Consider the following 13,703-nt stretch of genomic DNA (forward strand, 5'->3'; position numbering starts at 1 on the left):
GTGGAGCAGCCCGGTAGCTCGTCAGGCTCATAACCTGAAGGCCGCAGGTTCAAATCCTGCCCCCGCAACCAGTGAGACTTGTAACCGTTTCCAGTCAGCCTCCTCATCAGCGAGGACGGCGCGGAAGCGGGCCTGGAAGTCGATCTTCTCCTTCTGGCTTTTGAACGCGCTCGCCCTAACCCGGCGGGCGTAGTCGTCTGTGAAATCCGCGCGCATCGCCTTGCTGTGTTCGTGGAACGCCTTCATCGAGGCGAGGATCGTCGCCAGCCGGCCGTGGATCGTCAGGTCCGCGGACTTGCCGTCGGGGGAGGGCGCGATCACCACCTTCTGGACCAGCTCTCTCACGATGTTGAAATGTCCCTTCACCGCGTCGTGCTCGGAATTGCCGGCGCGTACGGCCATGGTCAGCGCCTTCGTCATGAGGTTGCACATCGACGGGTTGAGGGTGAAGGGCTTGAATGCCGCCTTCAAGAATGGTCCGCCCGAAGGGCAGATATTCCACCTTGATGCGGTAGGCCAACGTCATTTTCGACGTGCCAGTCAGAACCGTCTTCTTCGAAGAGCCGTTCCGCCGATTGGCGGACGGGCCATCGCTGCGCTCGACGTCGAGATGCTCATCGAGCTATATCGAGCACGCCACAACCAAGGCACCGAGAACCGTTGGGGCTCTTCGGGCCCGCCAGAACCTGTCGGGCCAACAGTTCGGATCCCATCAAGAGCCCGTCCTATCCCGGTGCGTATACAACGCCGTTCTACTGGAAACCGTAGCCACGAGCCCACGAAAATCAGCCCCACGCCCGCCAGATCGCATCCAAGGCTACCAGTATCGTCGGATCTTGGGTGCGAGCCTCCAGGCAGAGAAAACTCAGTGTCGTGGAGATTTTGACGTTCTCAGCGATGACAAGGCCGTGCGCCTGTTGTTCATGAAGGGCAATCGACTCTCGGCAAAGGCTCAATCCAACCCCCGTCCGGACCATGGCGACCATGGACGTCTCCTGATCCACCTGGGCGACGATATTTTGCCGGACGCCTAAATCGGCGAATAGGCGTGACAGCAATCGATTGTGGACGGAGGCTTGCGGTGTGCCGATCCAGGGAAGCGATGCGAGTTGTAACCAATCGGCGCCGCGCACGAAACCGGCGAGCGCTGGCGGAGCGACGACGCGATAGGTCAGTTGCGCCAGCTCACGGGCATGAAACAGCGGCGCCGTATTCTCCTCTATCATATCGGCGGAAGGGTCGTAGTCGCTTGGGTCGCCGAGAAAGAAGCCGGCATCGAGTTCATTTCGCCTTAGCCCCTCCGGCACATCGCCGCTCATTCCGTGACGGAGCGTGGTTTCGATGCCCGGCCCGCTCTCGATCAGCGCCTTCAGAAACGCCCCCAAGCGGGTGAATTCCGGGTCGATGATCGTGCCGATCCGCAATTTCCCCCGAACGCGTGTCGATAGATGTCCGGCTGTCTGGCCGAAATCAGTGAGCGCCGCCAGCACCTGCTCGGCCTTGGCAGCCAGCAGCGCGCCCTCCTGCGTCAACTCCAAGCCTGTGGAGGTTCGCCGGAACAGGAGGAGGCCGGTCTCTGCGGCAAGACGTTTCAGTTGCAGCGTCACGGCCGGCTGCGTGACATGCAATAGCTCCGCGGCGCGGGTGACGTTGCCCTCCCGCGCGACGGTGACGAATGCCCTTAATGTTCTCAGGTCGATCGACTGCAGCATATTAGTTTTATTTATAATGCCTTCTATCATTTGTCATTGGATTTTCCTGCTGAACCTCCGCTATGGCTCTGAACACGGTAGGCAGGGAGGGTTGGCATGTCACGGCGAGATGTCGAAGCTTATGATGGTGCGTTATTCCGTCTGAACAGGTGGGCAGCACAATGACGCGCAGCGCTGCCCTTCCTTCGCAGGATGCCTTTGACTACATCGTTGTCGGCGGCGGCTCCGCCGGCTGCCTGCTCGCCAACCGCCTCAGCCGCGATCCGGCGATGCGGGTCCTGTTGCTGGAAGCAGGGCGCAAGGACGACTATCCGTGGATTCACATTCCGGTCGGCTACCTCTATTGCATTGGCAATCCGCGCACCGACTGGCTGTATAAAACCGAGCCGGACGCCGGCCTGAACGGGCGGTCGCTGCGCTACCCGCGCGGCAAGACGCTCGGCGGCTGCTCCTCCATCAACGGCATGATCTATATGCGTGGCCAGGCGCGCGACTTCGACGGCTGGGCGGCGGCGACTGGCGATGATGCCTGGTCCTGGCAGAATTGTTTGCCGGATTTCAAGGCACATGAGGATCATTACCGGCTGGATGGTGGTGCGAATCCGACGACTGGCGGCAACAGCCGGTTCTCCGACATGCATGGCCACGGCGGCGAATGGCGGATCGAGAAGCAGCGGCTCAAATGGGATATCCTCGAATCGTTCGCCGAGGCGGCTGTCGAGGCCGGCATTCCTCGCTCCGACGATTTCAACAGCGGCGACAACGAGGGCGTCGGCTATTTCGAGGTCAACCAGCGCTCCGGCTGGCGCTGGAACACGTCGAAGGCTTTCTTGCGCCCCGCGAAGAACCGCCCAAACCTGACGATCTGGACGCAATCCCATGTCGAACGGCTGATCCTTGAAACAGTTGGTTCCGGTTGCAAGCGTTGCGCCGGCGTCGTGATCCAGCGGCAGGGGCGGAGCGCAGAGGTCCGTGCCGGCAGGGAGGTCATCCTGTCCGCCGGCGCGATCGGTTCGCCGCAAATCCTGCAACTGTCAGGGATCGGCCCGGCCGGATTGCTGAAGCGTCATGGCATCGAGGTTGTCCGTGACTTGCCGGGCGTCGGGGAAAATCTTCAGGACCATCTGCAAATTCGCGCCGTCTTCAAGGTCGGCAACGCGAAGACGCTGAACACGCTTGCCAACAGCCTGTTCGGCAAGGCGATGATCGGGCTCGAATATGTGCTCAAGCGCAGCGGCCCGATGAGCATGTCGCCCTCGCAACTCGGAGCGTTCACCCGTTCGGACGACCGCCAGGTCCACGCCAACCTGGAATATCACGTCCAGCCGCTCAGTCTCGACGCCTTCGGCGAACCGTTGCACAACGTACCCGCTTTCACCGCGAGTGTGTGCAATCTCAACCCGACCAGTGTGGGAAGCGTGCGCATTCGCTCCGGCCAGGCGTCGGACGCCCCGGCGATTGCACCGAACTATCTCAGCACGGAAGAGGATCGCCGCATCGCTGCCGAGAGTCTCCGGCAAGTGCGCAAGATCGTATCGCAGCCGGCATTGGCCAAATACCAGCCTGGGGAATGGAAGCCCGGCTTGCAGTTCCAGAGCGACGACGAACTGGCGCGGCTGGCGGGCGATATCGCCAACACCATCTTTCATCCGGTCGGGACGACGAAGATGGGTCGTGACGACGATCCGATGGCGGTGGTGGACAGTCGTCTCAGGGTGCGCGGCATCGAGGGCCTGCGCGTCGTCGATGCGGGCATCATGCCGAAGATCACCAGCGGCAACACCAACGCGCCGACGCTGATGATCGCCGAAAAGGCAGCCGGCTGGATCGTCGCCGATGCGCGCGCATTGAGAATTCTTGGGGGGAGAGAAGAGAAATGACATCGATCGTACGTTCCGCGCTTCCGCTTTCCGGCGTTCGGGTGGTTGATTTCGGGCAGTATATCGCCGGCCCGGCTGTCGCCATGATCCTTGGCGATCTCGGCGCGACCGTCGTGCATGTCGATCCGCCCGGCGGTCCGCTGTGGGACAATCCCGCCAACGCCATCCTCAACCGCAATAAGCTGATCGTCACCCTCGACCTCAAGACGGAAGCGGGGTTGGATGAGGCGAAAGCGCTGGTAGCCGAGGCCGATATTGTCGTCGAGAATTTCCGCCCCGGCGTGCTTGTCCGGCTCGGGATCGATTTTGCGGGGTTGCGCAATGCGCGGCCCGAACTGATTACCCTTTCGATCCCCGGCTTTGCCTCCGACGATGAACTTCGCCGGGACTGGCGGGCCTTCGAGACGGTGATCGCGGCCTCATCCGGCGTCTTCACGGATATGGGCCTCAATCGCGTGCTCATGGGTATCAACCCGTCCTTCTCGCCGCTGCCGCTCTCTTCCGCCTACGGCACGATGCTTGCTGCGTCCGCGACAGTGCTGGCGCTTCAGGCGCGCGAGCGTACCGGGCACGGCGATCATATCGAAGTGCCGCTGGCAAGCGCCGTCATGGAAGGCCTCTCCTACAATTCCATTCTGATCGACGATTATCCGCTGCGATACCAGACCCGGCGCGAGCGGGAGATCGAGCGCCGGCGCGGCGAAGGCCTGCCGATGGATATGTCCTATGACGACCTCCAGGAGTTCCTCGATCCCTTCTATCGCAGCTATATGTGTGCCGACGGGCGGATGTTCTATGTCGTCTGCCCCAGCCACAAGAACCATGCGAAGCGCTGCCTGCAAGCTCTAGGCATCTACGATGAGCTGGTGGCCGAGGGACTGCGCGAGGAGGAAGACACCTATCTGCCGGTCTCGCAATGGTCGTCGGACGTTTCGCTCGGCGTCTATCCACTCCCGAAATTCTGGGCTGACAAGATCGCGGCCCGTATGAAGGACATTTTCCTGACCAAGACCGCGGCCGAATGGGAGCGCGTCTTCGGGGAAGGGCTGTTTCCGGGCGCGCCGCAGCGCTGGCTGAAGGAATGGATCGCCGACGATCACGCCAAGGCCGCGGGTCTGATGATCGAGGTAGACGATCCGATTCTTGGCCGCATGACCCAGCCGGGGCCGATGGCATGGCTACAGGAGAGCGCCGAAGCCATGCTGACGCCAAGCCCGAGGCATTGGGGAACGACCAAGGAGGCGCTTGCACTGCTTGCCGGCATGGAGCGTCCTTCCTTGCCGGTTCCCGCCAAGGACGCGCCCGGCGGATGGTTGGACGGTGTCAAAGTTCTCGATCTGTGCAACGTGATCGCCGGCCCGCATTCGGTCGCCTATCTCGCCCGCTTCGGTGCGGAGGTGATCAAGATCGATCCGGCCAAGCCACTCTATGACTGCTGGAATACCGTGATCTTCGGCATGTCGCACATGCGCGGAAAACAGTCCGTGCTGCTGAACATCGGTTCGCCCGACGGCCGCGTCGTCTTCGAGGAACTCGTGCGCTCCGTCGATGTCGTGGTGTGGAATGCCACCGACCGTCAGGTGAAAGCGATGGGGCTCGATGCCGAAAGCCTGAATGCGCTGAACCCCCAGGCGATCTTCTGCCAGCTCGATTGCTTCGGCGGCGTGCGCACCGGCCCGCGCACCGATTATCTCGGCTATGACGATCTCGTGCAATCGGCGACCGGCATCATGCTGCGTTTCGGCGGCTCGATGGGTACGCCGGAAGAACATGCCCATGTCGGCACCATCGACGTCATGTGCGGTTTCGGCGCGGCGCTCGGCATTGCCGCCGCTCTCTACCAGAAATCCAGAACCGGGATCGTCGGTCGTCCACGCACATCGCTGTCGGCGCTGACCGGCCTCGCGCAGATACCCTTCTGCTACGACTATGCCGGGCGCGGCCCCTTCGATGAGCCGTCCGGCCGCGAAACCAAGGGGTATCATGCCCTGTCGCGGCTCTACGAAACGGCAGGCGGCAATCATCTTCTTTTGTGCGCCTCGGAAGCCGATCTTCCGCGCTTCGGCAGGGTTGAAGGTCTGAGAGGGATTGTCGAAATGGCGGCATCCGACCGCGAGGCCTATCTGGCGAAAGCCTTCATGACGGCACCTGCGGAAACCTGGCAGCAGCGCCTGCGGGAAGCCGATATCGGTGCCTCGCTCTGCGAGAACATCGAGACGATCCGCAGCCGCAGTGCCCGCATTGCCGACGGCATGCCGGGCATCGACCGGGGCAGCTATTCCTTCTCCATCTTCCCGGATCATCCGAGCGGACACACCGTCACGCAACTCGACCCCTTCGCCATCCGTCCGGCTGTCGGCAGGGTCAAGGCTGTCGCTCCGGCGGAGAAGTATGGAGCCTCCACGCGCGCCGTTCTCCGCGCCCTGAACTACACGGACGCCGAGATCGACCGGCTGATCGCCTCCGGTGCGATCAGCGAGACATGGAGCGCGGAGTATCTGCCGAGCTAGCAGGAAACGGCGGCTTCGGGTTCCGAGGAGGATACCGAAGCCGCTCGCGGCCCGTCGGGACATGCGATGGCGACGGGCTTGGGACCATCCCGGAAGCCTTCGAGCATCTCTATCTCTACGAGCGGGCGGCTAAGAACCTGATGCTCGTCTACCGTCGTCGCATTTTCCAGCCTCTTGAGGCCTGGTGCGAACGGCTCTCAATCGTCATGATCGAAATAGACATAGCGCGCGCCGGTCGCGAGGTAGCGTGTCATAAGTCACCCGAAGAAATATGCCGTTTGCTTACGCGCCATCCAGAAACTTTTGCGCATACCGTCGCGCTTCTGAAGCGCTGTCTGATAACAAAGTAATGAAGATACGCCTGACATTTGGCGGCAGATAGACCGGTCAAACCCTGCGGGCTCGACAACGGCATGGTCATCGGGACTCCAGCAGACTGCGGCTGAACATATCAGTCCCGAGTGTTCACAGCGACAGTGTGCCTTCACGCAAGATATCGAACGCGATAGACTGCGCATCCGAACCTCTTGGTGTGAGACACTCCACCGGCTCTTGGGATAATAAAAGGCAGCGCAATCTTGGTCGACAGATCCGACTCTCCCTCTCCAATCGTTCGCTTCTGGCTGGCCCTGTTGGCTTTGATCATTCTCGCAGCCGGTCTGTTCTTCGTCATTGGCGGCGGGGTGCTTATCTATCGCGGCGGAAGCTGGTATTTCCTCCTTGCCGGCCTCCTGCTCATGGCGTCTGCCATCCAGATCGGACGCGCACGCATGTCCGGTGCATGGCTGTTCGGGCTGGCTTTTCTGGGCACGGTCCTTTGGTCTTTTTGGGAGGTCGGCCTCGATTATTGGGGCCTTGTCTCTCGCCTTATGGCGATGACGGTCGGCGCGGCGGCCGTCGCCTTCACCGTGCCGCTGCTCGCCCGGAAGCGCAGCGAGACGGTTGCCGCGCTCGTCGCCGGCGCGGTGCTGGCCGTGGTCGCAATCGCCGGCTTCGCCTCGATGTTCCGCATCCATCCGGAGGTTTCCGCCGCGTCCGCCGTCGCCCAGCGGATCGCCGTCGATCCGCAATCGGAGCAGAAGAACTGGGATCATTACGGCAATGACGCGGAACACACGCGCTTCGCCGCGCTCGACCAGATCAATATCGACAATGTGGGTGAGCTCGAAGTCGCCTGGACCTTCCGCACCGGCGACATCCCGCAATCGACCGGCTCCGGCGCGGAAGACCAGTTGACGCCGATGCAGATCGGCGACCGGCTCTTCATCTGCACGCCGAAGAACAATGTGATCGCGCTCGACGTCGACACCGGCGAGCAGATCTGGCGCAGGGATTTCAACGCCAATGTCGGCGGCATCTGGGAACGGTGCCGCGGCATGGCCTATTTCGACGTCAACGCCCCGCTGAAGCAGCCGACGACGCCCGGCTCGACCCCGGTGACCCCCGTTGCGCTCGCCTCCGGCGATACTTGCGAGCGCCGCATCTTCATGAACACGATCGATGCGCGGCTCGTCGCGCTCAAAGCTGACAATGGCGAGCTGTGCACCGGCTTCGGGCGTGAGGGCGTCATCGATCTGACCGAAAACATGGGCGATCTCGGCAACATCGCCTATTACACCATGACGTCCGCGCCGACCGTCGCCGGCACGACGGTGGTCGTCGGCGGACGTGTCGCCGACAACGTCAAGGTGGATATGCCCGGCGGCGTCGTGCGCGGCTTCGACGTCGTCACCGGCCAGATGCGCTGGCATTTCGATCCCGGCAGCGACGATCCCAACGCACCGCTTGATCCCGGCCAGACTTACAGGCGCTCGACACCCAATGTCTGGGCCGGCATGTCCTACGACCCGGCTATGAACACCGTGTTCATGCCGGTGGGAAGCCCCTCCGTCGATCTCTGGGGCGCGAGCCGCACCAGCCTCGATCTCACCTATGGCGCTTCGGTTCTCGCTGTCGACGCAACCACGGGTGCGCGCAGATGGGTTTATCAGACCGTTCACAATGACCTGTGGGATTTCGACGTGCCGATGGCCCCGACGCTGATCGATTTTCCGAAGGCGGACGGAACGCGCGTGCCGGCGCTGGTCGTCGGCACCAAGGCGGGGCAGATCTTCGTGCTTGACCGGCTGACCGGCGAGCCGCTGACCGCGGTCGAGGAACGCCCGGTGCGACCCGGAACGATCCCGAATGAGCCCTATTCCCCCACCCAGCCCTTCTCGGTCGGCATGCCGCAAATCGGAGCCCAGACCCTGAGCGAAGCCGACATGTGGGGTGCTACTCCTTTCGACCAGCTCGTTTGCCGCATCTGGTTCAAGGGCATGCGTTATGACGGCCTATTCACGGTTCCCGATGTCGACGTCTCGCTTTCTTTCCCCGGCTCGCTCGGCGGCATGAACTGGGGCGGAATCTCGGCCGATCCCAACAACGACCTGATCTTCGTCAACGACATGCGGCTCGGCCTCTGGGTCCAGATGGTATCGCAGCAGGCAGGCGGTGCGCTGTCTTCGGGTGGCGAGGCTCCTAATGCCGGCATGGGCGAGGTGCCGCTCGGCGGCACGCCGTTCTCGGTGCTGAAGGACAGGTTCATGTCGCCGCTCGGCGTGCCCTGCCAGAAGCCACCTTTCGGCACGATGACGGCGATCGACCTGAAGACGCAGAAGATCGCCTGGCAGGTGCCGGTCGGAACGGTGGAAGACACCGGCCCGCTGGGTCTCAAGATGATGCTGCCGATCCCCGCCGGCCTCCCGACGCTTGGACCGTCACTCGCCACGCAGGGCGGGCTGCTGTTCTTCGCCGGCACGCAGGATTACTATCTGCGCGCCTGGGATACGGCGACCGGCAGGGAAGTCTGGAAGGCCCGGATGCCGGTTGGCAGCCAGGGCGGGCCGATCACCTACAAGTCTCCGAACACCGGCAAGCAATATGTGGTGATCTCGGCAGGCGGCGCGCGCCAGTCTCCCGATCGCGGTGATTATATCATCGCCTATACACTGCCTTAGCACCGGGTGGCCAGCGGTGTGCCAGACGACTGACTGTCATCGAATTATCTTTTAGATAAAAGACGACGGAGAGGCTTGGGAAGAAAGTCCGGCGTTAGAGCAATTCCAGCAAAAGTGTGAAGCGGTTTTGCGTCCGGAATTGCGTAAAAACAAAGGGATAGAGCGTTAAAGGTGATCCTGTTTTCACCGAAAATGCTCTAGATCCCACGATCGAATATTTCTCCATCGCTGAATAAGTCAGAATTCTTTTCCCAGCCACCGGTCGATCGACAGCCTGCCTCCGCCGAAGGCGGCGATGATTGCCGCACCTGCGGCCCAGAAGGTTGAATTGAATTCCGCCTTGCTTTGCACCTGGTGCAGGAAGGCGGCACCGCCGTCGCCGAGCAAGTGCTGCTGGCCGTCGGCTGTCAGATATTGCAGGTTCTCCTTGAGGAAGGCCACGCCTTCCCCGGTCAGGAAAGCATCCCCGTACGGGTTGGCTATGTGGAACCAGAGAGTGGTCGCCAGCATCAACGCGTTTGCAAGTGCTATCGGACGGGTCAAAAAGCCGACCGCGATCATAAAACCGCCGACGAACTGCATGATTGCGAGCAGCGGCGAAAAAAACCATCCTGCCGGCCAGCCCAGCACGTTCTCGACAAAGCCGATCTGAGCCATGGGTGCGATGATTTTGGGCCACCCCTCGACCATCAGCATCCCGCCGATGGTCACTCGGAACACCGCCCACCCTACGGGTTGAGCAAAGCCGTGATAGAAGGGCGCCATGAACGGCAGGATAAGCCGCTCGCGCGGGCTGGACGTCATTTCCGGTAGGTTACTCATGCATCATCCTCTTGTTCAGCGACACTATCGGCATTGGCAGGCTGAATTTAATCTTCCCGCGCTCTATCAAGTCGCCGCATGGCGTCAAACAGCGCCTCCCGATCGGCAAGGTGGGCCTCCCAGAGCGCGATGAAAATCGTGTTGTCCGTGGAATGCGGCTCCGGCACGTCCTGGGCGCGCCGCATGCTTTCATCGGCTGCGCGCTTCGCCTTGCGAAACTGCAAAAGTGAATTTTCCAAGTCTGATAAACTTTCTCGACGGTGGTTCGATGTCGCATCAAGCGGTCTATTTTCGGCGGCGATCCCGAATTCAGTTCGGAACGCATAGGTCTCTAGTGGATCATGCCGCATATCTTCCGACCAGGCCATCGTCGTCACGCCGCTGAAACCGGCCAGACCTCCCCGCGACCGGATGAATGATGATGGCCTCCTCTGCCAAAAAGCCTTCAGCGAAAGGCTTCGCATCAGTTCAAGCGATGCCGACGCATCACTACAGCACATAATCTTTTCTGAGAATACGAAACTGGAATGTATTTGTCATATTAAAGTTCGAGGTGCGACTTCGATACGCCACACTGGAAGATGTCGCCGGCGGTTAATCCAGCGTCAACGCTTCACCGCAATCACCTGAGTGGAAACTACATGATCTCTCCCCCGATCCCTGTCATCCCCCGACCACACCCGCCATACCTTCCTGCCCTGTGCGCATTCCGGCTGACCTCAACTAAAACGCTTTCCAATAACTGACTGTGATTTCCGCTCCCCACTTGCAATCCTATCCCTTGCTACTCATTTATCTGCCTAGGCAGTGATTTTGAGGTGGTACTGTTTTGATGACGTCCGATGAAGTCCTTCATGCGTCGGTCTCCGAAGAGACCTATGATCCGGTCCGCAACGTCGGCCGCACACTGCACGATGCGGCGGCGCAGATGACCCATGCGGTTGACCGGCGTGCCAGGGCATTCGGGATCACCGGCGCGCAATGGGTGGTGCTGATCCGCATCGGAGGCGGGATCGGCAATACTGCAACCGAGCTTTGCCGAACCCTCGGCTATGACAGCGGTGCAATGACGCGGATGCTCGACCGGCTGGAGAAGCTGGACCTTGTCCGCCGCGCACCCTCGCCACAGGACGGACGGGTTACCGACGTTTTTCTAAGTCCCGCCGGAGAGGCGCTCTATCCTCGTCTGCGACCGATCGCCATCGATGAGCTGAACCGGCATCTGAAAGGATTCTCAACCGCAGAAATCGCGCTGTTCACGAGCTTTCTGGAGCGTGTCATCGCCAATGGGCGGGCAATCGACAGCGAGCCGCCCGATAACCATCCATGCCCGCCTTCCGCCGCCTCCTCTGAAGGGCGCCACAGCAGGAGTGAATGAAATGCAGAACGAACACGTCATTACGGTGCGCGACCTTTCGCTCGCAGCGGCACAAAAGCTCCTGGCGAACGGCCTTGATCACGCGGGTGAGAACGGGATGCGGCTGGCGATTGCGGTTGTCGATCGCGCCGGCAATTTGCTTGCGTTCGCCCGGATGGACGGCGCTGCCATCGTCACCAGCGAAGTGGCCATCGGCAAGGCGCGCACGGCGGCCTTTCTCAAGGCGCCGTCGAAACTCTTCGAAGACATGATCAATTCGGACCTGCCCTCCATGGCCACCACTCCGGGACTACTTCCCCTGCAGGGCGGGATGCCGGTCACCCTTGACGGCGAAGTCATCGGCGCGATCGGCGTCAGCGGTTCATCCGGTAAGAACGATCAGGCCGCGGCGGCGCTGATCGCCGATGGTTTCAGCACCCTTTGACATCGACAGGAAACAACATGAGCGACACATTTCCCAACGCTTCCAAACCAGATCTTGCCACGGAGCGGCGACCGCAACGGGTGAGGCATGAGCTTCGCTTCCGGCTCATCGAAGTGCAGCATGTCGAACGCCTGACCGCACAAATGGTGCGAGTCACGCTTGGCGGCAGCGAACTCGAAGGCTTCCATAGCCCCGGCTTCGATGATCACGTGAAGGTCTTCTTTCCCGCGCCGGGACAAGCTGCCCCGCCGCTGCCGGTGCTGGGCGAGAACGGGTTGAGCTTTCCCGAAGACCAGCCGCGCCCCGCAATGCGGGATTTCACGCCGCGCCGCTACGATCCGGTTGCCGGGGTGCTGGAACTGGATTTCGCGCTGCATGACAGCGGCCCGGCCAGCGATTGGGCGCGACAGGCGACGCAGGGCCAAAAGCTGGTGATTGGCGGGCCACGGGGCTCGTTCATCCTGCCGGTGAATTTCGACTGGCACCTGCTGATCGGTGACGAGACCGCTTTGCCCGCCATCGCCCGGCGGCTGGCGGAACTTCCAGCGAACGCTCGCGCCATCGTGCTGGCGGAGATTGAGGACGAGGCGGGCCGGATCGTGCTCGAGACGCAGACCGATGCCGCCATCCACTGGGCGCATCGCAGCGAGAGCAATCCCGAAACCGATCCACTGATTGCTGCACTAAAGACCATTTCCCTTCCGAACGGCGACTTTCACAGCTGGATCGCGTGCGAGTCCTCCTCGGCCAAACGCCTGCGCCAGATGCTGGTTGAGGACTATGGCGCCAATCCGAAATGGATCCGGGCATCCGGTTACTGGCGACGCGGCGCAGCCGGCGTTCACGACAGTTTTGATGAGAAGGACAAGGCATGACGCATCTGTTTTCCCCGGCCAGCATCGGCCCGCTGCAACTTGACAACCGGATCGTCATTGCACCGATGTGCCAGTTCTCGGCCGCAGCCGGTCAGGCGGGTGACTGGCATATGATGCATCTTGGTACGCTCGCATTGTCCGGGGCCGGTCTCCTGATCCTGGAGTCGACCGCGGTCACACCGGAAGGCCGCATCACCTATGGCGATCTCGGCTTGTGGGATGACCTGACCGAAGCCGCGCTTGCGCGGGTGATCCGCTCGGTGCGGCTCCATTCGAAGATGCCGATCGGCATCCAGCTGTCGCATGCCGGACGCAAGGCCTCGACCGGCTTCGCCAAGGGGCCGGCTTTCGGTCCCGACGATACGCGCGGCTGGCGCACTGTCGCTCCTTCCGCTCTGCCGCTGACAAAGGACGGGCCGCTACCGGATGAACTCGACCTTGAGGGGATCAACCGTATCGTGACGGCTTTTGGCGACGCCGCGGCGCGGGCGGCACGGATGGGGCTGCAACTGATCGAGCTTCACGGAGCCCATGGTTTCCTGATGCACCAGTTCATGTCGCCGATCACCAACCGGCGCACCGACGATTATGGCGGCAGCCTGGAGAACCGCATGCGCCTGACGCTGCGGATTTTCGACGCGGTCAAGGCGGCGGTTCCTGAAAATGTCGCTGTCGGCATCCGCATTTCGGCGACCGACTGGGTCGAGGGCGGCTGGGACGTTGATGACAGCATTGAACTGGCCAAGGCCCTCGACGCCCGGGGGTGCTCTTATATCCATGTCTCGGGCGGCGGTCTCGATCCTGAGCATCAGCAATTGCCGCCGCTGGTGCCGGGCTATCAATTGCCCTATGCCGAGACGATCCGCCAGCATGTGCAGATGCCTGTGGTCGGCGTTGGGCTGATCACCACGCCGCAACAGGCCGAAGCAGCGCTCGCCGAGGGCAAGGCCGATCTGATCGCTCTTGGACGCGGCATTCTCTATAATCCGCGCTGGCCCTGGCATGCCGCGGCCGAGCTGGGGGCCACGGTCCGTGCACCTTTCCAATATGCCGGAAGCGCGCCGCAGGGCAGCAAAGGGCTGTTTGCAAAAGCGTCCTGAATT

The 13,703-nt window shown here is 61.8% G+C and carries 11 protein-coding genes; 7 read left to right on the forward strand and 4 right to left on the reverse strand.

The window, feature by feature from the left end:
• Positions 1 to 27 precede the first annotated feature (27 nt).
• Positions 28 to 471 carry a hypothetical protein gene (locus KYK29_RS21140; protein WP_254692905.1) on the reverse strand — a complete coding sequence of 148 codons (444 nt, stop codon included), beginning with the start codon at positions 469 to 471 and terminating at the stop codon, positions 28 to 30.
• Positions 472 to 785: 314 nt separating this feature from the next.
• Complete coding sequence (locus tag KYK29_RS21150) at positions 786 to 1,712, reverse strand: LysR family transcriptional regulator (RefSeq protein ID WP_254692866.1); 927 nt, start codon at positions 1,710 to 1,712, stop codon at positions 786 to 788.
• A 161-nt stretch (positions 1,713 to 1,873) separates the two neighbouring features.
• On the opposite strand from KYK29_RS21150, the gene KYK29_RS21155 reads away from it, so the two are divergent.
• From KYK29_RS21155 to KYK29_RS21165, 3 genes are all read left to right on the forward strand, one after another.
• Positions 1,874 to 3,592: a GMC family oxidoreductase gene (locus KYK29_RS21155; RefSeq protein ID WP_254692867.1), complete on the forward strand. Its 1,719-nt coding sequence runs from the start codon at positions 1,874 to 1,876 to the stop codon at positions 3,590 to 3,592.
• Positions 3,589 to 6,102 (forward strand): CoA transferase, encoded by a 2,514-nt coding sequence (locus KYK29_RS21160; RefSeq protein WP_254692868.1) that lies wholly within the window; start codon positions 3,589 to 3,591, stop codon positions 6,100 to 6,102. Before KYK29_RS21155 ends, KYK29_RS21160 begins: the two co-directional genes overlap by 4 nt.
• A gap of 632 nt (positions 6,103 to 6,734) precedes the next feature.
• Complete coding sequence (locus KYK29_RS21165) at positions 6,735 to 9,101, forward strand: membrane-bound PQQ-dependent dehydrogenase, glucose/quinate/shikimate family (protein WP_254692869.1); 2,367 nt, start codon at positions 6,735 to 6,737, stop codon at positions 9,099 to 9,101.
• A gap of 237 nt (positions 9,102 to 9,338) precedes the next feature.
• On the opposite strand, the gene KYK29_RS21170 is transcribed toward KYK29_RS21165, so the two are convergent.
• Both KYK29_RS21170 and KYK29_RS21175 read right to left on the reverse strand, forming a co-directional pair.
• On the reverse strand, positions 9,339 to 9,923 hold the full coding sequence (locus tag KYK29_RS21170) for a DoxX family protein (RefSeq protein WP_254692870.1): 585 nt from the start codon (positions 9,921 to 9,923) through the stop codon (positions 9,339 to 9,341).
• A 47-nt stretch (positions 9,924 to 9,970) separates the two neighbouring features.
• Positions 9,971 to 10,387, reverse strand: coding sequence for a hypothetical protein (locus tag KYK29_RS21175; protein ID WP_254692871.1), 417 nt, complete (start codon positions 10,385 to 10,387; stop codon positions 9,971 to 9,973).
• A gap of 368 nt (positions 10,388 to 10,755) precedes the next feature.
• On the opposite strand from KYK29_RS21175, the gene KYK29_RS21180 reads away from it, so the two are divergent.
• From KYK29_RS21180 to KYK29_RS21195, 4 genes are read left to right on the forward strand one after another with little or no spacing between them, the layout of a single operon-like run.
• The gene (locus tag KYK29_RS21180) at positions 10,756 to 11,301 is read left to right on the forward strand and encodes a MarR family winged helix-turn-helix transcriptional regulator (protein WP_254692872.1); all 546 of its coding nucleotides are present in this window, start codon (positions 10,756 to 10,758) and stop codon (positions 11,299 to 11,301) included.
• A 1-nt stretch (position 11,302) separates the two neighbouring features.
• Positions 11,303 to 11,725 (forward strand): GlcG/HbpS family heme-binding protein, encoded by a 423-nt coding sequence (locus KYK29_RS21185; RefSeq protein WP_254692873.1) that lies wholly within the window; start codon positions 11,303 to 11,305, stop codon positions 11,723 to 11,725.
• A gap of 17 nt (positions 11,726 to 11,742) precedes the next feature.
• Entirely contained in the window at positions 11,743 to 12,600 is an 858-nt protein-coding gene (locus tag KYK29_RS21190) for a siderophore-interacting protein (RefSeq protein ID WP_254692874.1), read from the forward strand.
• The gene (locus tag KYK29_RS21195) at positions 12,597 to 13,700 is read left to right on the forward strand and encodes an NADH:flavin oxidoreductase/NADH oxidase (RefSeq protein ID WP_254692875.1); all 1,104 of its coding nucleotides are present in this window, start codon (positions 12,597 to 12,599) and stop codon (positions 13,698 to 13,700) included. Before KYK29_RS21190 ends, KYK29_RS21195 begins: the two co-directional genes overlap by 4 nt.
• Positions 13,701 to 13,703: the final 3 nt, after the last annotated feature.

It is taken from the genome of Shinella daejeonensis (genome assembly GCF_024281235.1).
Classification (GTDB): Bacteria; Pseudomonadota; Alphaproteobacteria; order Rhizobiales; family Rhizobiaceae; genus Shinella; species Shinella daejeonensis.

What these genes read in the sequence shown, in the direction of transcription:
- KYK29_RS21155 (WP_254692867.1), top strand. Translation starts at nt 1,874, where the DNA reads ATGACGCGCAGCGCTGCCCTTCCTTCGCAGGATGCCTTTGACTACATC.
- KYK29_RS21150 (WP_254692866.1), bottom strand. Translation starts at nt 1,712, where the DNA reads ATGCTGCAGTCGATCGACCTGAGAACATTAAGGGCATTCGTCACCGTC.
- KYK29_RS21195 (WP_254692875.1), top strand. Translation starts at nt 12,597, where the DNA reads ATGACGCATCTGTTTTCCCCGGCCAGCATCGGCCCGCTGCAACTTGAC.
- KYK29_RS21170 (WP_254692870.1), bottom strand. Translation starts at nt 9,923, where the DNA reads ATGAGTAACCTACCGGAAATGACGTCCAGCCCGCGCGAGCGGCTTATC.
- KYK29_RS21190 (WP_254692874.1), top strand. Translation starts at nt 11,743, where the DNA reads ATGAGCGACACATTTCCCAACGCTTCCAAACCAGATCTTGCCACGGAG.
- KYK29_RS21160 (WP_254692868.1), top strand. Translation starts at nt 3,589, where the DNA reads ATGACATCGATCGTACGTTCCGCGCTTCCGCTTTCCGGCGTTCGGGTG.
- KYK29_RS21185 (WP_254692873.1), top strand. Translation starts at nt 11,303, where the DNA reads ATGCAGAACGAACACGTCATTACGGTGCGCGACCTTTCGCTCGCAGCG.
- KYK29_RS21175 (WP_254692871.1), bottom strand. Translation starts at nt 10,387, where the DNA reads ATGCGAAGCCTTTCGCTGAAGGCTTTTTGGCAGAGGAGGCCATCATCA.
- KYK29_RS21180 (WP_254692872.1), top strand. Translation starts at nt 10,756, where the DNA reads ATGACGTCCGATGAAGTCCTTCATGCGTCGGTCTCCGAAGAGACCTAT.